We start from the raw sequence: 18,751 nt of genomic DNA, 5'->3' as shown, positions 1-18,751 counted from the left end.
TTGGGCCTGGCTGCGATCAGGTTAGGCAGTTCCCGGAGCAGATTCACCGAACGTTAGATCTCCTCGGCTTTGCGGGCCTCGGCCACCAGCCGCTGCACCCGCTCCAGCACCGACTCGCTGCTCATGCGGTTGTTGTTGAGCCGCTCCACCAGCAAGGGGAAGGCCAGGGGGCCCGGGCGGGCGGTGGTCTCCAGCAGCAGGGCGCTGGCCTGCAGCCGCTGCAGCGCCGCCTGCAGCCGGCCGAGCTCCAGCTGCTCCGCGATCACCTCCTGGCGCGCCTGCTCCAGCAGCAGACTGCCGGGCTCGTGGCGCTGGAACACATCGAACAGCAGGGCGGCGCTGATCTGGAGCTGGCCGCCGCTCTTGCTCTGGCCTGGGTAGCCGTTCACCACCAGCCCGGCGATCTGGGCGATGGCCCGGAAGCGTCGGCGGCAGATCTCCGACAGATTGATCGTGGCTTCCAGATCCGCCTGCAAGGCGGCGCTGTCGAGCAGCTCCTCGCCATGGCACGCGATCAGCTCCGCGAAGGGGTAGCCCCGGGGCGCCAGCAACTCGAAGCCGTAGTCGTTCACCGACACGGTGATGGTGCTGCTGCGGTGGCGGGTCAGCCGCCCGGCCCAGAGGAAGCCGAGCCCCTCGTGCACGAAGCGCCCCTCGAAGGGATAGGCGAACAGGTGGCTGCCCTCGCGGCTGCGGCAGGTTTCGACCAGAAACTGATCCAGGCGGGGAATCCGCGACAGGTCCGCCTGGCGGCGGAGCAACGGCTCCAGGGCGCGCAGCTCGGGGTTGTCGAGTCCGGCGCGGCTGGGGTCTGTCGACGCCAGGGCCTCGGCGCAGCGGTGCACCTCACGGCGCAGGTGGCTGGCCAGCAGATCGGAGAGCGCCATCTGCCCGCCGGCCCAGGCCGGCACCGTCCGGCTTTTCTTTGTGCTGGCCTTCACCAGGGCCCTCATCTCCCGCAGCCGCACGAATTCCAGCTGGCGGCCGGCAAAGAAGAACACATCGCCCGGCTTGAGCCGGGCCACGAACGACTCCTCCACCTGGCCGAGCCGGGCGCCGCGCACCACCTTCACCGTGACAGCGCGGTCAGCGGTGATCGTGCCGATGTTGAGCCGGTGCAGGCGGGCCAGGGCCGGGTCGCTGATCCGGTAGCGGAAGGGGGCCTCCGGCCCGGCCGCCACCGGATCCCGCTCGAGTTTGCGGAAGCGGGGATAGGCGCCCAGGCAGTCGCCCCCCTGCTCGAGGAAGCGAATGCACCACTGCCAGTCGCCGTCGCTGAGGCTGCGGAAACTCCAGGCGCTGCGCACCGCCGCCAGCTCCCGCTCCGGTTCGAAGCCGGGTCCGCAGGCCAGGCTGGTGAGGTGCTGAAGAAGCACATCCAGGGGCGCCACCGGCGGCCGCCGCACCTCCACCAACCCTTCGGCCAGGCCGCGCCGCATCGCGCTCACCTCCAGTAGTTCAAGCGCATTGGTGGGCAGAAACAGCACCTGGGAGGTGCCGCCGGGGTTGTGGGCGGAGCGGCCGGCCCGCTGCAGCAGCCGGGCCAGGTTCTTGGCGGAGCCGATCTGCACCACCCGCTCCACCGGCTGGAAATCCACCCCCAGATCCAGGGAGCTGGTGCAGACCACCCAGCGGATCGCGCCGCTTTTCACGCCCGCCTCGATCGCCTCGCGCTCCTGCCGGTCGATCGCGCTGTGGTGCAGGGCCAGGGCGCCCCCCATCTCCGGGCAGGCGTAGCGGAGGCACTGGTGCCAGCGCTCGGCCTGGTTGCGGGTGTTGGTGAACAGCAGGGTGGAGATGGCCGGATCGAGCGCCGCCACCAGCTCCTCGTGCATGCGCAGACCCAGGTGGCCGGCCCAGGGGAACCCATCGATCGACTCCGGCAGCAGGCTGCGGATGGCGGTGCCCCGGCGCAGCTTCGCCGTGATGATCAGCGGATCGGGGGCGCCAGCGGGGTGCCCCTGGGGGCCTGGGCCGATGCCAACGGCCGCGTTGGCGGCCTCCTGGAGATTGCCAATCGTGGCGCTGATCGCCCAGCTGCGCAGGCCAGGGCGGTGGCGGCGCAGCCAGCTCAGGCAGAGCTCGCACTGGCTGCCGCGCTTGCTGCCCATCAGCTCGTGCCACTCATCGAGCACCACGGCCTCGAGGCTGCCGAACAGCTCCGTCGCCGCCTTGCCAGCCAGCAGCACCGAAAGCGACTCCGGCGTGGTGATCAGGATCTGGGGCGGGTTCCTGAGATGGCGGGCGCGCTCGGAGCTGGGGGTGTCGCCGTTGCGGATGCCCACCCGCAGCGGCCAGGCCATCGCTTCGATCGGCAGCCGGATCGCCAGGGCCAGGTCGCGGCTGAGGGCCCGCAGGGGGGTGAGGTAGAGCAGGCGCAGGCCGCTGGGGGGGCTGGCGTGACCCGCCGTTTCCGCCAGCAGTTCGGCGATCGGCCCCATCACGGCGGCATAGGTTTTGCCGGAGCCGGTGGGCACCTGGATCAGGCCGCTGCGGCCGGCCAGGAACGCCTTCCAGCACTGGCGCTGGAACGGCAGCGGCCGCCAGCCCTGCTGCTCGAACCAGGCTTCGATCGGGGCGAGGGTGGCGGCTCGGCTCAACGGCGCAGCGGCGGCGTCAGCACCGGGGCGATGTCGGTGAGGGTGAAATCGTGACCCTTGAACAGCAGTGGAAGCTGCAGGCCGGCGGCGAGGGCATAGCTGAAGCAATCCCCCAGGTTCAGGCCGGCGGGGTGTCGGCCCTTGCCGTAGCGCTGCCAGGCCCGTTGGGCATGGCGTGCCAGCTGGTGATCGAACGGAACAATCTCGAACGGACCCTCCTGCAGGAACAGGTCGAGATCGCCTTCGGCGCCTTCGCCCTTGCGGGCCTGGAGCACGATCGCCGTTTCCAGCCAGGTGGGAGCCGCCACCAGGCAGCGTGGACAGCGGCTGATCCGCTCCAGGTAGCGCTCTGCCTTGGCCTCCAGGAGCAGAACTGTCAACAGGGCGGATGTGTCCACCACCATGGCCATCGGCGGATCGGCGCTCATGTCGGCAGACCGTCCTCGTCGAAGCCGCAGATCGCTTCGGCACTGCGCACATCAAGGTCGGGCCGCTGGGCGCAGCGGCGGGCGATGGCCAGCAGACGCTCGTCCACGGGGAAAGGAACCACCCGAAGGGCCTCGACCTGACGCTCCCGTTCCAGGGCCTCCTGCACTGCCTGGCTCACGGCCGCGGTGAGGGTCTGGCCCCGGCGACGGGCCAGATCGCGAACAGCTGCGTGAAGCGCATCGTCCTTGAGGTTGAGAGCCATCGTGGGGGACAAAACCGGTGAGGTGGAAATCCACCTTTTTCCACCAGCCTATCGATCATGATCAGGGTCGACGGTCTGCAGCAGCGCCAGGGCGGACTCGAGCGTGTCGGCTTCGGCGGCGGGCTTGTCGCGGCGCCAGCGGGCGATGCGGGGGAAGCGCACGGCGATGCCGCTCTTGTGCCGCTTCGAGGCCTGCAGCCCCTCGAAGGCCAGCTCGAACACCTGCAACGGCTGCACCGCCCGCGCTGGTCCGAAGCGCTCGGTGGTGTGCCGGCGGATCCAGCGGTCGAGCTCGGTGAATTCGGCGTCGTCGAGGCCGGAGTAGGCCTTGGCGAAGCTCACAAGCTCCCGCTCGGCAGGATCGCCCGCACCCGCCGGCTTGGCCCAGAGGCCGAAGGTGTAGTCGGTGAAGAGGTTGGCGCGGCGGCCGCTGCCGGCCTGGGCGTAGAGCAGCACCGCATCAAGGCGCCAGGGCTCCAGCTTGTGCTTCCACCAGCTGCCGCGCCGGCGCCCCGCCAGATAGGGCGAATCGAGCGCCTTGAGCATCAGCCCCTCGGCGCCGGCGGCCCGGGCCTGCTGCCGCAGTAGCTCCAGCGCCTCCCAGGCGGGCAGGGGCAGGCGGCTGGAGCGGCGCAGGCGCCCGGCCGAAGGCGAGTCTGCCGCCGAAGGGAGCGCCTGCTGCAGCGCATCCAGGGCGGCGAAGCGGAGGCGCAGGGGTTCTGGGCGCCGGTCGCGGCCCCCCTGCTCCAGCAGGTCGTAGGCCACGAAGGCGGCCGGCGCCTCGCGAACCAGGGCGGCGCCGGGCTTGAGGCGCCCCAGGCGCCGCTGCAGGCTTGCGAAGGGTTCGGGCTGCTCCTGTTCGGCCCGCCAGATGATCACCTCACCGTCGAGCACGGTGCCGTCGGGCAGGGCGTCGCCAAGGGCCACCAGGTCGGGAAAGCTGTCGTTGATCAGCTCCTCGCCGCGGCTCCAGAGGAAGGTGGTGCCGGCACGGCGGATCAACTGGCCGCGGATGCCGTCCCACTTCCACTCCACCTGCCAGGCGGCTGGGTCTGTACCCTGCAGCCGCCCGGGCTCCAGTGGACTGGCAAGGAAGAAAGGGTAGGGGCGGCTGATCGGCGTGGCGGCGTCGGCGTTAGCCGGGGCCAGCAGGGCCGAGAACGCCGCCGCCGAAGGCTCAAATCCGCCCATCAACCGGTGGGCCAGCTCCGCCTCCTCCACCCTGGCCACCCGGGCTAGGGCGCGGGTGACCAGCCCGCCGGACACCCCGACGCGGAAGCCGCCGGTGAGCAATTTGTTGAACAGGAACACCTGGGCTGGCGGCAGGGCAGCCCAGATCGCCAGCACCGCAGCCGCCTGGGCATCGGGCTCCAGCGCCGCCAGGGCCGGCAGGCGCTCGGCCATCCACTGGTGCAGGGGCAGGCCCAGGGGCGCTGCGGCCGGCAGGGCCAGTTGCGGCAGCAGCAGGGCGATGGTTTCGGCCGAATCGCCCACCTGGGCGTGGCAGGCATCGAACAGCCACTCCGGCAGGCCCGCCGCCTCGAGGCAGACCTGACGCAGCCGCCGGCCGGTGAGCAGCCGTTTGCGGCGCTTGCCCAGCAGCAACTGCAGGGCCCAAGCGCCATCGGCTGGGGGCGCGGCGGTGAAGTAGCCCGCCAATGCATCGACGCGGGCGTTGGTGCCGCTGCTGCAATCGAGCGTCTCGAAGAGGGCGCAGAAGGCGTGCACGAATCAGGCAGGGGCTGGCGGGATTCTGGTGGTTCAGGTCGGCCCTGGGTTCTAACCAATCACGGTATTGGCTGAAGTCTGAGCAGAGCGGTCATCAGCTGTCTTGGACGCACCATGGCCAGAACTCAGTCCGGTACGAATGATGAGCGACCGCTGCAATGGTGGACCCACCTGCATCAGGACGGTAGATGATCGTCAATGAAACGTTTTTTAGGACTGCCCACAGTGTGCTCTTCGAGGCGAACGGGCCTATGGGAGGAAACTAGACGTCTCGCTTTGTAGAATCCTCCATCACTGATGGGCACCTCGAAAAATCCCTCAACGCCCATAGCGCTGATCAAATACCACGATAGAATATGTTCAGTTCAACGTAACTGAATCGGACAGCGTGGGTTCTGGGACGAGGAGAAGCGAACTCAACATCTTCAGAGCAAAAAGCCGACGCTAGCGACCCTATCCGAAGCGATTCCCTGGGAAGCCTTCAGGCCACTGCTGGCGAACTTTTACAGTGATGAACGCAAGAGTAATGCTGGTCGTAAGCGGATTGATCCGATCATCCTCTTCAAGAAGCTGGTGTTGCACCAGCTGTTCAACCTGAGCGTAGGCCTTGCCTTTCGCTTGCGGTTGAGGAGCTGGAGTTCCAGGTCAATGACAGGCGCTGATTCGAGGACTTTGTCGGACTGGGAGTGATGAAGACCATTCCCGATGCCACTACCATTGCTTTTTTCCGCGAGCGACTCTGCAAGGCGGGCGTCATCCTCGAGCTTTTTGAACGGTTTGAGGAGCACCTGTCATCCAAGGGACTGGAGGCCCGTGGTGGGCAGATCATCGATGCCACGCTGGTTCCTGTCCCCAGACAGCGAGACTCACGGGAGGAGAACAAGACCATCAAAGCTGGCCAGTTGCCAGAAGGGTGGAGCGACAAGCCAGAACAGTTGCGCCAGAAGGATCTTGACGCTCTTTGGGTGAAAAAGCATGGCATCAGCCACTACGGATTCAAGAACAGCATCTGCATTGATGCAAGGCATGGTTTCATCCGCAGGTTTGCCATTACCCCAGCCAACATCCACGACAGCCAGATGCTCCCGCAGGTGCTGGATCCTGAGAACAGCGATGACTTTGTCTGGGCTGAGTCCGGCTATGCATGGGCCCGGTCAGAGGATCTTCTCGATTTGGCTGGGTTTGAGAGTCGCATTCATGAGAAGGGTGCGCGCAGCCATCCATTGAGCGAGCAAGCACAGGAGCGGCACAAGATGCGATCAAAAGTGCGGGCAAGGGTTGAGCATGTCTTTGGTCTCATCACAACCTGCATGCGCGGCAAGCTGACAAGGCTGATCGGCCTGGCAGGAACGAGAGCTTGGTGGAGACTGCGAATTCTGACTTACAACTTTCTGCGTTACCTGCACTCCAACGAAAAGCAGCGCTGGTTGTCTGATCATGCGTCAGGGGCAAAATAGCCCCGCGATGAAGTCATGAAAGCCATTCACTTGGCAGAACTGCACGTGCAGACAAATTCCCAGTGGTTTCGCAAGACTGTCTCGGAAATCTCAATGATTTGAGGTGCCCTGAACCTGAATAAGGCCTGGGGCGACCCGTGGATCCCCGGCCAGCCCGTCTCGCCAGTCCCTGCAGCGCCAAGGGCTTCAGGAGGAAAAGCATCTCACCAAACATCTCCCATCGCGCGGTTTCCTTGTTGAGAAGTCAGACATTGCAATGAGACTGGGTGATTGATGGTTCAGCCCTCCAGGCTGATGATGCGGGTTCGATTCCCGCCGCCCGCTTCGCTGAATTCCGCCCGCAACAGGCCGGGCGCAACCATCAGCAGCAGGCTGCGACTCTCCAGGGGCACCCCTTTCGGACTCCAGAGTTCCGGGTGGAGCGGGATATCCTCGCCGCTGGGCAGGGCGGTGTCGATCAGCCGCAGCCAGCCCAGGGAGGGGGCAGGCAGGTCGAAATGGATGGCCTTGCTGAACGCGTTAAGGCCGCACCAGAGCAGCGGACCGCGCTCGGCGCTGTGCAGGCTCCAGGCCAAGGTGTGGGACCAGTTGCCCCAGTCGGGCCGATGCAGTTCCACCCCGTGCCATTCCCGCCAGAGGGTTGTGGCGTCGCTGGGTCGTCCCGGTTTGCCCTCGGCGTAGGGCTGCTCGGGGTTCAACAGGCCCGCCAGCTGCTGGCGCAACCGCAGCAGCCGTTGCAGGAACTGAAGCAGGCCCAGATCCGCAGCATCGGGGCGCCAGTGCATCCAGCCCAGGGGATTGTTCTGGCACCAGGTGTTGTTGTTGCCCCCCTGGCTGCGACGCACCTCGTCGCCCATCAGCAGCATCGGCACCCCCGGGGCCAGCAGCAGGGTGGCCAGGAGGTTGCGCTGCTGGCGGTTGCGCAGGGCGGTGATGGCATGGTCGCTGCTGGGCCCCTCGATGCCGTGGTTCCAGCTGTTGTTGTGGTTGTCGCCGTCGCGGTTGTCCTCGCCGTTGGCCAGGTTGTGCTTGCCGTTGTAACTGACCAGATCTGCCAGGGTGAAGCCGTCGTGGGCTGTGATGAAGGTGATGCTGCGGCCCACGGCCGGTGGCCGGCCTCCGTAAAGATCGGGGCTGCCCGCCAGACGCTGCGCCATCAACCAGCTGCAGTCCTCATCGCCTTTCCAGAAGCGGCGCAAATCGTCGCGGAAGCGGCCGTTCCAGGTGCCCATCCGTTGGGCAGGGAAGTCGCTGAGCCGGTAAAGGCCGCCGCAGTCCCACGGTTCGCTGACCAGCTTCAGATCGCTCAGCTCAGGATCGGCCTCGATCTCCTCGAACAGGGGCGGTTGGTCCAGGGGGGCCAGTCCTTCCCCCCGGGAGAGGGCGATGCCCAGATCGAAGCGGAAGCCGTCGATGCCGAGCTCCAGGGACCAGCAGCGCAGGGCCTCCAGGATCAGGCGCCGCACCAGGGGCCGGTTGGCCGCGATCGTGTTGCCGCAGCCGGTCACATCGAGGTAATCGCCGTCTGAGGTTTGCTGGTAATAGAGGGCATCGCCGAAGCCGCGCCAGCTGAGGGTGGGGCCCTGCTGGTTGCCCTCGCTGGTGTGGTTGAAGACCACGTCCAGCAGCACCTCCAGGCCGGCCTGGTGGCAGGCGGTGACCAGGGCTCTCACCTGCTGCCGGGCCTCCAGGGGGTCGTGGCCGACCAGGTAGCCCTGGTGCGGTGCCATCCAGCTCAGGGGGCTGTAGCCCCAGTAGTTCTGCCGGCCGGTTGGGGCGTCCTGGGGATCGAAGGCCATCACCGGCAGCAACTCGATGGTGGTCACCCCCAGGCTCTTCAGGTAGGGGAGGGTGTCGATCAGGCCCAGCAGGGTGCCCTGGCGCTCTGCTGGGGTGGGGCTTCCTTCGCCGTGGCTGAATCCCGCCACGTGGAGCTCATAGATCACGCTGCGCTGCCAGTTGTGGCGGGGCCTTGGCGCGGCGTCGAAGTCGAAGCGGTCCCTCTCCGTCACCACCCCCTTCAGGCAGGAGGAGGTGTTGGGCACCGTGCCGGTGGCGTCCCGGCGCTGGTACACCTCCCAGCCGGTGATCGCCCGGGCGCAAGGGTCGAGCAGCACCTTGGCGGGATTGAAGCCATGCATCCCCGGCTGGCGCGGTCCGTAGACCCGGTAGCCATAGCAGCAGCCGATCCCGACCCCCTCCACCTCCCCATGCCAGTGGTCGCCTGAGCGGTGCTGGCCGTCGAGGTTCAGCACCCGGTAGGGCTCCGCAGCTGCCCCATCGCGGAACAGCAGCAGTTCCACCCGCGAGGCCAGGGGGGCCACCACCGAGAAGTTGACCCCCCGGGAGGTGAGACTCGCCCCCAGGGGCCAGGGATGTCCGAGCAGGATCGGGATCAAGGGCTCAGCCGGGCTGCGCCCACAAGTTAGAAGGCCCCACGCGTCCGCCACCCGGGGGTCTGCGGGGGGGGCGTTCGCCGCCCTGGGACGGTCCGCGCCGGGGCGTTTTGGCCTGAATTGGGGCAAAACCGTTGCCGAGAGAGCGTTTTCGGTTGCCCGATCAGCCCTTCCCCCATACGATTGGCGCGCTCAACATCGCGTTGGCCGCTCCACCGCCTGGCGGGAGGGACGTTCCGATTCGCCCAGCTCCCGCACTTCCTCGAGGTTTCCCGTTTCCGATGAACAAAGCTGATCTCGTCAATCTCGTTTCGGCCCGCACCGAACTCACCAAGACCGATGTGTCCCAGGTGGTCGATGCCGCCATCGCCACGATCATCGACTCGGTCGTGGAAGGGAAAAAGGTCTCGATTCTGGGCTTCGGCTCCTTCGAAGCCCGGGAGCGCTCGGCCCGGCAGGGTCTGAACCCCAAGACCGGCGAGAAGATCGCCATTCCCGCCAAGCGGGTGCCGGCCTTCACCGCCGGCAAGCAGTTCAAGGACCAGGTTCAGGGCTGAGCCCGGCCAGCTCCCTGCTGTGCCGCGCCTTGGAGCAGGGCAAGGTTCTAAGGCGCCAGCAGCGCCGGGGCCGCTTCGCCCCCTCCCTACCGGAGTGCTTCACCTCGGCAACCTGCGCACCGCCTTGCTCGGCTGGCTCCAGAGCCGGCTGAGCGGCGGCGAGTGGCTGCTTCGCCTCGATGATCTCGACACGCCGCGCAACCGAAGCGGTGCTTCCGAATCGATCCTCGCCGACCTCAGCTGGCTGGGCCTCGGCTGGGACGGGCCGGTGATCCTCCAGAGCGAGCGCAGGCCCCTCTATGCCGCGGCACTCGCCTCCCTGCGCCGCCAGGGGCAGATCTACCCGTGCCACTGCAGCCGCCGCTCCCTGGCCGTTGTCTCGGCCCCCCACGGGGCCTGGCCCGTCTACCCAGGCCTCTGCCGGGAGCTCCCCCCCCACTGGGGGGAGCTGCAGGGGCGGCGGCCCAGCTGGCGGCTGCGGCTGCCAGAGGGCCGGCTGCGCTGGCCGGAGCAGGTCGGTGCCGGGGGCGACCTTGACCTTGCCGCGCAAGTGGGCGACGTGGTGCTGCGCCGCGCCGATGGGTTTGTGGCCTACCACCTGGCCACGGCGGTGGATGAACTCAGCCTCGGCATCACCACGGTGCTGCGCGGCGACGACCTCTGGCACTCCACCGCCCCCCAGCTGGCCGTGATGCGCTGCCTGGGACTGCAGCAGCTCCCCGAGTACTGGCATGTGCCCCTCTGGCGGCAGGACGATGGGCGTCGGCTCGCCAAGCGGGACGGCTCCGAGGGGCTGGAGGCCCTGCGCGAGCGGGGGCTGGATGCGGCGGCGGTGATCGGTCGGTTGGCGGCGAGCCTAGAGCTTGTTCCAGCCGGCAGCCGCCTCAGCGCCCTGGAGCTTCAACAACAGCTCAGCGAGCTGGAGCTGAGGGATGCGCTGCGAGCCAAGGCTCTGCCGGGAACTGTTCTGCCGGGAACTCTTAAGAAAGGTTCCGGATTGGAGGCCCCCATGACGGGGCACAGTGAAGCCATGCAATCAGTGTTCAATTCATGACGTTCGCTTCGCCTCCAGGTGCGTCCTCCAAGGCGCTGCAACCGGACGCCTGCCCCCACTGCGGCGGAAGTGGCGTGTTGCGGATGAGCGATCAGCGTTTCCGCACCTGCCTCGACTGCCTGGGCCAGGGCCACCTGCCGGTCTTCGACCCTCAGCCCAGCCTGCAGGAGCTGCTTCATCGGCAGGAGGATCGGGTCCCCCTGCCCCCCGCCGATGGCATCAACGCTGAGGCCGTTTCTTCTGGCTCCAGATGAAGAAGACCGCTGTTGCCACCACCACGGCGAGCGGCGCTGCGGTCAGCAGCAGCAGGATCACGGAGGTCCAATCGGTGTACATCGCAGCAAGGCAGGTGCTGGCCCATCATCTTGGTCGTCCCCGAGCCTCCTTCCCTACCGTGGTGGACCTGTCGCAAGCAATCTTCTGAACTCCGGTCTCACCCGTTTCCTCTACCTGCTGGGACCGGTTTTCATCATCACCTCCCATCTGGGCTGCCTGTTGCTGCTGGCCACCGGCCTCAGCCTCGGGGCCCTCGCCTGGGCGGCGGCCCTCTATCTGGTGCGGATGCTGGCCACCACGGCGATCTACCACCGCTTGATCACCCATCGCAGCTACCAGGCTCCCCGGCCGGTTGCCTGGATCGGGGCGCTGGTGGGGGCCTCGGCGGGCCAAATGGGTCCGAGCTGGTGGAAGGCCCACCACCTGGCCCATCACCGCCATGTCGACACTGCAGAGGATCCCCACAGCCCCCTGGCCCCTGAGCAGGGCTGGAGGGGGTTCTGGCGCTCCCAGGCCGGCTGGCTGCTGCAGCCGTCCTTCTTTCCCGCGCGCCTGCCCGCCGATGTGGAGGCCGACCCGGTGCTGCGGCTGATTGATCGTCTCCATGTGCTGCCGGCCCTGGCCCTGGGCTGGCTGTCCTACGGCCTGGGGGGCTGGCCCTTCCTGGCGGCCTATTGCCTCAGCACCACAGTTCTCTTCCATGGGGTGGCCACCGTGAATTCGGTGGCACACCTGGCCGGCGATCAGCCGTTCCGCACCCAAGACCACAGCCGTAACAACGGTTGGGTGGCCCTGCTGACCCTGGGGGAGGGCTGGCACAACCTGCACCATGCCTTTCAGGCCTCGGTACGGCAGGGATACACCCTGGACCAGGGCCAGGTGCGGCGACTGCCCGACCCCACCTACGCCTTCATCCGCCTGCTGGAGCGCTTCGGCCTCGCCTCCCGTTTGATTCTTCCCAGCCAGGCCGATCTGCTGGATCGCGCTCGCCGGCCAGAGCGCCCCACTGCCCCAGCAACGACGCTGGCACGGGCCGGGATCTGAAGTCGAGCGGGTCGCTGGGGCCGTGGCGGATCACGGCATTCACCACCGTGGCCGACTGGCGGCCGTTGTTGATCGCTCCGTGGGGAACGCCGGGGGGGATCCGCACCATCACCGGTTCGTCCTCCCGTAGGGTGATTCGCTCGAGGCGAGCGTTCTGGAGCACCACCAGATCAAGCCAACCGCGCAGCAGGATGAGCTGGTCGGTCTGGTGACGATGGCAAAACATCTCCCAGGGTGCCCAGGGGCCAGCTCGGCGATCAGGGTTTCGTGGCTGGTCTGGGCCTCGCAAAAGGTGGTGCGGCCGGCGCTGACGCGCTCGAGCCGAAGGATTTCCACGCGACGGGACTGGGCCATGGCGGCGACGGATGCTGAGTTCATCAAGACTGATGACAGCGACCGCCAACGGGCGGATTGTTTGCTACAGAACGCTTCTGTGGTCAGGGATCCCTGGGTCGCCCTCCCCATGCCCATTCGACCCAGCCCATGCCGGCGGATCCGTGGCGAGGAACGATGGAAACGGGCCGTGCTGGACTCGAACCAGCGACCGTGCGATTAGAAGGCGGAAAATCGATGCTGAAAGGCATAGCGGCAACTGGGCATTGCGCCGCCAGCAGCGCGGCCTGCGTGAAATTGGCGTGAAATCACGGCCCTTACTGGGTCTTTCGGTGCCAAGCTGGGAGTTCAGCAAGCCACCTCACGATGCCGGTCTGGCGCGATCTGGCCGTAAAAGACCTCGCCGAGGCGCTCTACCGCGATGAACGCGACATCCGGAGCCTTGCCAGGAAGGCCAAGCAAGGATCCGACAGGGTCGAGTGGCCGGTATTGAAGGATCGGAAAACCGGCAAGCCAATCACGGACAAGGACGGCTTGGCCTATGCGGTGGTAGCCAGCCCCCCTGCTCGGCGTGGCAAGCCGGCCAGCAGTCGAGGTGAAGACTCCTGGGCCTTCCGCCGGGTGCAGCCGCCGCAACGCCGCACGCTGGCACAGCGACTTCTGCTCCCTGGCAGCCCGTTTGGTATGGGCCACGAGACCATCAAAGCAATCACGGCCGCGGCCGGCATCCCCCCAGGGGCACCAGTGCGGGCGTTGGGTGGCGCCAGGCCAGGAGAGCCGACGCAAGTGATTGCGGCCGATGGCCCTGGGCCCGTCCTGGGGATGCTCTTGCGGCCTGAAGGCTGGGCAGGGTACGAGCTAGCTATGGGCCACCTTGTGGAGGTGTTGGTGAGAGGGAGGCTGCTTTTGCCAGCAAAGGGGCCGATCGGAACGGGGCCTGGCACCGACCTGCTGCTGTGGGACCCAGAGGCCAGTAGGTGGCGCGGCGAGCTGGTGGAAGGGATCAAACTCCTGGAGCTGCTAGGCCTCTGGGGGCTGGATCACATCGGCGATGGCGACGAGCCGGTAGCAGCGCATATTGGCGGCAACCATGGTCTGCGGCTGCACTGGGTGAGCCATCCCGAGTCATGAACAGCCGTTAAACGTCGAGCCTGTGTTCTATGGATGTGTAGTTCAACCAGGTTGCTCAGCTGACAGAGTCTTAGGCCGCCTGGGCAGGACCTTCACCGCCAATCCCTAGTCAGTCTCCCCCGATTCAAAGCCATCCCCTGGACCGCCTGACGCAGCTCTGTTGGGAGCGACTGATCCGCTGATATCGCGAAAGCGGGGTTTGCTTTAAAACCTCGCCTCTGCCGCTGGAACCAGCCTGCGCCCCCAACTACAAATGGCTCCCATGCTTCCGCGGAGGCGGCCTGACGGCACCGGTATATCGGGACCTCTAACGGTCAGAAGTGCCACATGGCCCTGGGTGGTCTCACGCCGCGGCATTCGCTCCAGCGGCTGCAGATCGATCCCAAGTCCTTGGCCCTCCCCACTTGAGTGGTCGCGAACCTGTCTCCCGGCTGAGGGCCCACCCAGCTGAGGCTCAGCATTAACAGCAGATGGTGGCCATCACTGCTGGTTGCAGGAATCTGGTGCTTCGCAGGAAACGCTGACCAAAATCCGTTGAGCTCCCATAGCTTGCGTGGGCGCGAAACGGCATGGGGGGCTTGGCTTGTTGGATGTGGGGGCTGCTCTGGCGATGCCAGGATCAAGGCATAGGAGGTGGGTGGGGGCGTTGGCGAAAGCTGCAGTCGGAGCCATGCGGTACTGCCTGAGCTTCACTGCCGCCAGCCTGAGGCCCGAGCTCGCCACCGTGATCGCTCAGATCCACCTGCAGCAGGGGGACTGGCGCAAGACCAAGGCGGCCGTGCTTGAGAGCAACGCCCTCCAGGCGAGATCCGCAAGCAGCGCCAAGCGTCTGGAGTCGGAACTGCGGCAACGGTTGCAGACCCTCACCCCAGCCCAGTTGGAGCTCCTCGCCATTGGGTCGAGCGACGACCGCACCGCCATGGCCTGGCTGGCGCTGCTCAAGCGGATCCAGCTGGCCTGCGTTGTGGTGCAGAACGTGCTGGCCGAAAAGCTGGTCGGGCTGGATCCGGTGCTACGCCGCTCGGACATGGTGGCGTTCTATGAGGAACAGGAACGCCACCACCCGGAGCTGGCCCAGGTGGCGCCGTCCACACAGCAAAAGATCCGCTCCACCCTTCTGCACATGCTCCGGGACGCGGGCTTGCTGGTTGGGAAAGCAGGCAAGGGCGGTGTTCTGGGAACGGTGCAACGCCCGCTGCTCTCCACTGAGGTCCAACAACTGGTCACCGCCGATGACCCCGCACTCCTGGCGGGCTTCCTCGTGGCACCGTCCTTGCGGGCACGGGTTGCCACCAAGGAGAATAAGCGAGCGCCCAAAGGATGAGCGACAAAACCACCACTGGTCTGGATCAGAGGCTGAGGCAGGTCCTGGCTCAACCCAGCTTCTTGGCGATGAAGGGTTTGGCCAAGGAGATCCCAATCTTCATCCAGACCTATGACCCTTCCGAGGAAGACGAGCTACGCCAGATCGTCAAAGGACTGCTCCAGGGGCTCAAACAGGCTGGACTGCGCGTGACCCATGTCGACCTGTTCGACCTGGTGATTGAGCTCCTCGAGGAGAAGGGCTTTCTGGAAGTCCTGCTGAAGGAGGAGTCGAGCTGGGCCAAGAGCGCCCTGTTGGAAACCCTGCAGAACGTCTCGGAGCCCACCAAGGAGCTGGTGCCGAAGTTGATGGCAGCCATTGGCAAGAACCCCCAACTCACCCTGATCACGGGTTCGGGGCGGATCTATCCCTTCCTGCGCACCCACGCCATCATCGAGGCCCTGCAACCGGAGATGGTGAAGCATCCCGTAGTGATCTTTTTCCCTGGGGATTATTCGCAGGATGCCGATGGCGGCTCCTACCTGCGGCTGTTTGGCACCACGCCCAACACCAAGATCGAAAACCCCCACTACCGCGCCACCAACCTCGCCTACTTCGAAACCCCGAGCTCATGACAGCCGCCACGATCCGCGAGCTCTTCGCCAAGCCGGTCGATCGCCCGATCGATGGGGTGATCAAGGCCGATGATGAGCGCAACCTCAAGGTGGAGCTCGATGAGTACGTCATCACCCGTGATGTGCTCAAGGGCCTGGGAGCCTTCGTGGACTGCTACCTCGACAACCCCACAGCCAATGGGGTGTGGATCTCGGGATTCTTTGGCTGCGGTAAGTCGCACCTGCTGAAGATCTTCTCGTTGCTGCTCGACAGTGAGCGGCGTGTGGGGCCAGCCAACCAGCGGCCGGCAGACATCCTGCTGCCGAAGGTGGAGGACGAGATCATCCGGGCCAACCTGCGCAAGGCAATCACCACGCCGGCGCGCAGCGTGCTGTTCAACATCGATCAGAAGTACGACGGCATCGGCGGCGAGCACAGCGCCCCGATCCTGGAAGTGTTCATGAAGGTGCTGAACGAACTGCAGGGCTACTACGGCAACCAGGGCTACATCGCTCGCTTCGAGCACGACCTCGACAAGCGCGGTGTGTTCGGCACGTTCAAGGACACCTATCTCCGGCTGAATGACCGCAGCTGGGAGAAGGACCGGGAAGCGGTTGCCACCGTGACCAAGAGCGCCTTCGCAATGGCCTACGCCGAACTGTTCTCCACCAGTTCAGAGGAAGCGATGAAGGTGATCGGTGAGGCCAAAGCCGACTACCGCCTTTCAATCGAAGGTCTGGCGGCCCGCGTGAGCGACTACCTCGAGAGCCAACCACCAGGCTGCAGGCTCAACTTCTTCGTGGACGAGGCCGGCCAGTTCATCGGCCAGGACCGCAGCCGCCTGCTCAATCTGCAGACCGTGGTGGAAAGCCTGGCGACGGCCACCAATGGCCGTGCCTCTGTGTTCGTCACCTCCCAGGCGGATCTGGAGGGAATCCTGGGCGAGGAGAAGGTGCGCCAGGCCGATGACCTCAGCAAGATCCAAGGCCGCTTCCGCACCAAGCTCACCCTGGCCAGCGCCGATGTGCAGGAGGTGATTCAGCGGCGGCTGCTGGAGAAGACTCCTGTGGAGCCGGATGAGCTGATCGAGATCTATGGGGCAGAGAAGGACAACCTCCAGACCCTGTTCCGCTTCGGTGATGGCGCCGTGCAACTCAAGGGCTGGGCTGATTGCCAGGCCTTCTGTGGCCTCTACCCCTTCCACCCCTATCAGCTGAACCTGTTCCAGCAGGCCCTGCAGACCCTGGCCGTTCACAACGTGTTTGGGGGCCGCAACATGGCCGTGGGTGAACGCTCGATGCTCTCGGTGTTCCAGGAGGTGGCCAAGGCGATCATGGATCTGCCGATCGGCAAGCTCGCCAGCTTCGATCAGCTGTACGACGGCATCCGCGATGTGATCCGCGGCGACAAGCAGCAGACGATGGTGCTGGCGGAACGCCAGGTGGCGCCGCTGGAGCTGCGCATCCTCAAGGCCCTGTTCCTGCTCAAGTGGGTGACCCCGTTCAAGGCCTCACCCCGCAACATTTCGATCCTGCTGATCGATCAGCCCGCTCTCGACATCCGCAGCCATGAGCAGCAGGTGAAGGAGGCCCTGCGCAACCTGGAAGTGCAGAGCTACCTGCAGCGCAGTGGTGAGCTCTACGAGTTCCTCACCGACAAGGAAAAGGATGTGGAGCAGGAGATCAAGATCACCACGGTGGAAGACTCCCAGGTGATGGCATCCCTGCAGGCCACGATCTTCAACGATGTGCTGCGCACCAACAAGATCCGCTTCGAAGACAACAACCAGGATTATGCCTATGCCCAGAAGATCGACGACAACCTGGTGAAGGGCAAGTTGGAGGACGTGGCCGTCAACGTGATCACCACGGAACATCCCAACTTTGGTAATGAGGCTGTTCTGGTGGCTCAGAACATGGGACGCGCCGATTTGATGGTGATCCTGCCGCCCCAGGGTCGGCTCACGGATCTGATCCGCACTTATCTGAAAACTGAGAAATACATCAAGCAGAACTCCGGCGGCGAAGACGAGGCGCTCAGGGAGATCCTGGCCCAGCGGGGCCGGCAGAACAGCACCCGCCGCAGTGAGATCACCCGCCTGGCCGGCGAGGCGCTGCGGCGGGCCCCGCTGGTGGTGAACGGCAGGCGGTTGGAGGTGGGGGAAGGGGATCCCCAAAACCGCTTCTCCAAGGCATATCAGGAGTTGATCCGCTCGGCCTACCCCAAGCTGCGGATGGTGAAGCAGATCCACAACGAAGGCACCTTGATGCAGGTGGTGCAGGAGCAGGACGACCTACTGGCTGGCAGCGACCTGCAGCTCTCGGAGGCGGAGCAGGAGGTGTTCACCGAAGTGATCCGCCGCCAGAAACTGGAAGGGGAGCGCACCTCCGCCGCCGATCTGATCCGGGTGTTTGAAGCGAGGCCCTATGGCTGGAGCCCTTGGGCCACACTCACCTTCCTAGGCCGGCTGTTCCGCCTGGGCAAGGTGGAGCTGCGCGAGAAGGAGATCCTCGGCCCCGATGATGTGATCGATGCGCTCACCAACAGCCGCCGCCAGGGGCTGGTGCTGGTGCGCAAGCAGGAGCAACCCGATCCGGCAGCGATCAACACGCTCAGGCGCTTCCACCAGGATTTTTTCGGGGTAACGAGCAGCGGCACCGATTCCCGAACCACCGCCAGCGCCTTGCGCGAGGCGCTGGCCCGCGAGGCCGCCGAGCTCGACGCCCTCGCCAGCCAGCAGGAGCGCTATCCCTTCGTGGCTGGTGTGGCGCCGATCGCCGCCAAGGTCCGGGAGCTGAGCCTTAAAGACGACCCCTACCTCTTCAACCAGCAGGCTCTGTTCACAGGTGAACTGCTGGAGCAGCTGGAGGACACACTCACGCCGATCAAGGCGTTCCTGAAGGGCAACCAGAGGTTGGTGTACGACAAGGTGCGGAGCTTCCTGGCCAAGCACGGCGACGATCTGATGGAGCTGCCCTCTGAGCAGGTGGCAGCGTTGGAGCGGGTGATGGACAGCCCAGCGCCCTATCGCGGTTCCTTGATACCGGAGGCCAATGGGGCCGTCGCCACGCTGGAAGGTCTGCTGGAGGAGCGGCTTCAGATCGCCCGCTCCAAGGCCCTGATCCAGATCACCGAGCAGGAAACCAAGCTCCAGGCTGGGGCTGATTTCCAGCAGTTGGCACCGGAGCAGCAAGAACAGGTGCTCGCCAGCACCGATCGGGTGAAGAAGGAGTTGGCGAAGGCGGAGCAGCCCTCACGGGTGCAGCTGCGGCTGGACCGCTTCCAGAAGGCGGATGTACCTGCGCTGCTGCAACGGGTGGCAGCTCTGGCCGCGCCGGCCGATGCACCGGGACCTCCGATCAAAGTGGTGACGGCGCTGAGTTTGAAACCCGATTTTCCCCTGGGCCAGATCACCAACTCCGGGGAGCTGCAGCAGTGGCTGGAGGCCCTGCGGGTTGCGGCCCAGGCAGAGCTTGATGCGGGCCACCGGATCAGCCTGTAAGCGGCCCAGAAGCCTTGGCGGCACTGAACAGGGCCACTAACATAAAAACAATTAAGTTATCGAG

At 65.8% G+C, this 18,751-nt stretch carries 15 protein-coding genes; 10 read left to right on the top strand and 5 right to left on the bottom strand.

What is annotated here, in order from left to right; all coding sequences use genetic code 11:
• Positions 1-53: 53 nt before the first annotated feature.
• The 4 genes from KBY66_RS03560 to KBY66_RS03545 are packed head-to-tail and all read right to left on the bottom strand — an operon-like array spanning position 54 to position 5,019.
• Positions 54-2,600, bottom strand: coding sequence for a ligase-associated DNA damage response DEXH box helicase (locus KBY66_RS03560; protein ID WP_255087781.1), 2,547 nt, complete (start codon positions 2,598-2,600; stop codon positions 54-56).
• Positions 2,597-3,028 carry a type II toxin-antitoxin system VapC family toxin gene (locus tag KBY66_RS03555; protein ID WP_255087780.1) on the bottom strand — a complete coding sequence of 144 codons (432 nt, stop codon included), beginning with the start codon at positions 3,026-3,028 and terminating at the stop codon, positions 2,597-2,599. Before KBY66_RS03555 ends, KBY66_RS03560 begins: the two co-directional genes overlap by 4 nt.
• Positions 3,025-3,291, bottom strand: coding sequence for a type II toxin-antitoxin system VapB family antitoxin (locus tag KBY66_RS03550; protein WP_255087778.1), 267 nt, complete (start codon positions 3,289-3,291; stop codon positions 3,025-3,027). Before KBY66_RS03550 ends, KBY66_RS03555 begins: the two co-directional genes overlap by 4 nt.
• A gap of 48 nt (positions 3,292-3,339) precedes the next feature.
• Positions 3,340-5,019, bottom strand: coding sequence for an ATP-dependent DNA ligase (locus KBY66_RS03545; protein ID WP_255087777.1), 1,680 nt, complete (start codon positions 5,017-5,019; stop codon positions 3,340-3,342).
• Positions 5,020-5,708: 689 nt separating this feature from the next.
• Here KBY66_RS03545 and KBY66_RS03540 point away from each other — a divergent pair.
• Positions 5,709-6,476 (top strand): IS5 family transposase, encoded by a 768-nt coding sequence (locus KBY66_RS03540; RefSeq protein ID WP_255087776.1) that lies wholly within the window; start codon positions 5,709-5,711, stop codon positions 6,474-6,476.
• 278 nt (positions 6,477-6,754) lie between these two features.
• Here KBY66_RS03540 and KBY66_RS03535 read toward each other — a convergent pair whose 3' ends face one another.
• Positions 6,755-8,875: a glycogen debranching protein gene (locus KBY66_RS03535; protein ID WP_255087775.1), complete on the bottom strand. Its 2,121-nt coding sequence runs from the start codon at positions 8,873-8,875 to the stop codon at positions 6,755-6,757.
• Positions 8,876-9,153: 278 nt separating this feature from the next.
• Here KBY66_RS03535 and KBY66_RS03530 point away from each other — a divergent pair, with 278 nt between their 5' ends.
• The 9 genes from KBY66_RS03530 (at position 9,154) to brxC (ending at position 18,687) form a co-directional block, all read left to right on the top strand.
• Positions 9,154-9,429, top strand: a complete 276-nt coding sequence (locus KBY66_RS03530; protein WP_255087774.1) for an HU family DNA-binding protein — start codon at positions 9,154-9,156, stop codon at positions 9,427-9,429.
• Between the two features lie 94 nt (positions 9,430-9,523).
• The gene (gene gluQRS / locus KBY66_RS03525; protein ID WP_255087773.1) at positions 9,524-10,483 is read left to right on the top strand and encodes a tRNA glutamyl-Q(34) synthetase GluQRS; all 960 of its coding nucleotides are present in this window, start codon (positions 9,524-9,526) and stop codon (positions 10,481-10,483) included.
• A complete protein-coding gene (locus tag KBY66_RS03520; protein WP_255087772.1) occupies positions 10,480-10,737 on the top strand; it encodes a hypothetical protein in 258 nt (85 codons plus the stop codon). Before gluQRS ends, KBY66_RS03520 begins: the two co-directional genes overlap by 4 nt.
• The gene (locus KBY66_RS03515) at positions 10,734-10,907 is read left to right on the top strand and encodes a hypothetical protein (protein WP_255087828.1); all 174 of its coding nucleotides are present in this window, start codon (positions 10,734-10,736) and stop codon (positions 10,905-10,907) included. Before KBY66_RS03520 ends, KBY66_RS03515 begins: the two co-directional genes overlap by 4 nt.
• A gap of 71 nt (positions 10,908-10,978) precedes the next feature.
• Positions 10,979-11,803: an acyl-CoA desaturase gene (locus tag KBY66_RS03510; protein ID WP_255087771.1), complete on the top strand. Its 825-nt coding sequence runs from the start codon at positions 10,979-10,981 to the stop codon at positions 11,801-11,803.
• 699 nt (positions 11,804-12,502) lie between these two features.
• Entirely contained in the window at positions 12,503-13,267 is a 765-nt protein-coding gene (locus tag KBY66_RS03505; RefSeq protein ID WP_255087770.1) for a hypothetical protein, read from the top strand.
• Between the two features lie 646 nt (positions 13,268-13,913).
• Positions 13,914-14,591 carry a BrxA family protein gene (locus KBY66_RS03500; RefSeq protein WP_255087769.1) on the top strand — a complete coding sequence of 226 codons (678 nt, stop codon included), beginning with the start codon at positions 13,914-13,916 and terminating at the stop codon, positions 14,589-14,591.
• A gap of 77 nt (positions 14,592-14,668) precedes the next feature.
• Positions 14,669-15,205, top strand: coding sequence for a DUF1788 domain-containing protein (locus KBY66_RS03495; protein WP_255087767.1), 537 nt, complete (start codon positions 14,669-14,671; stop codon positions 15,203-15,205).
• The gene (gene brxC / locus KBY66_RS03490; protein WP_255087766.1) at positions 15,202-18,687 is read left to right on the top strand and encodes a BREX system P-loop protein BrxC; all 3,486 of its coding nucleotides are present in this window, start codon (positions 15,202-15,204) and stop codon (positions 18,685-18,687) included. The genes KBY66_RS03495 and brxC overlap by 4 nt, the downstream gene beginning before the upstream one ends.
• Positions 18,688-18,751: the final 64 nt, after the last annotated feature.

It is taken from the genome of Synechococcus sp. Tobar12-5m-g, assembly GCF_024345415.1.
Classification (GTDB): domain Bacteria; phylum Cyanobacteriota; class Cyanobacteriia; order PCC-6307; family Cyanobiaceae; genus Regnicoccus.
Note: the sequence above shows the minus strand (reverse complement) of the source record. Positions and strands in the feature narration are given on the sequence as shown.

What these genes read in the sequence shown, in the direction of transcription:
- KBY66_RS03555 (WP_255087780.1), bottom strand. Translation starts at nt 3,028, where the DNA reads ATGAGCGCCGATCCGCCGATGGCCATGGTGGTGGACACATCCGCCCTG.
- KBY66_RS03550 (WP_255087778.1), bottom strand. Translation starts at nt 3,291, where the DNA reads ATGGCTCTCAACCTCAAGGACGATGCGCTTCACGCAGCTGTTCGCGAT.
- KBY66_RS03540 (WP_255087776.1), top strand. Translation starts at nt 5,709, where the DNA reads ATGAAGACCATTCCCGATGCCACTACCATTGCTTTTTTCCGCGAGCGA.
- KBY66_RS03530 (WP_255087774.1), top strand. Translation starts at nt 9,154, where the DNA reads ATGAACAAAGCTGATCTCGTCAATCTCGTTTCGGCCCGCACCGAACTC.
- KBY66_RS03520 (WP_255087772.1), top strand. Translation starts at nt 10,480, where the DNA reads ATGACGTTCGCTTCGCCTCCAGGTGCGTCCTCCAAGGCGCTGCAACCG.
- KBY66_RS03515 (WP_255087828.1), top strand. Translation starts at nt 10,734, where the DNA reads ATGAAGAAGACCGCTGTTGCCACCACCACGGCGAGCGGCGCTGCGGTC.
- KBY66_RS03505 (WP_255087770.1), top strand. Translation starts at nt 12,503, where the DNA reads ATGCCGGTCTGGCGCGATCTGGCCGTAAAAGACCTCGCCGAGGCGCTC.
- brxC (WP_255087766.1), top strand. Translation starts at nt 15,202, where the DNA reads ATGACAGCCGCCACGATCCGCGAGCTCTTCGCCAAGCCGGTCGATCGC.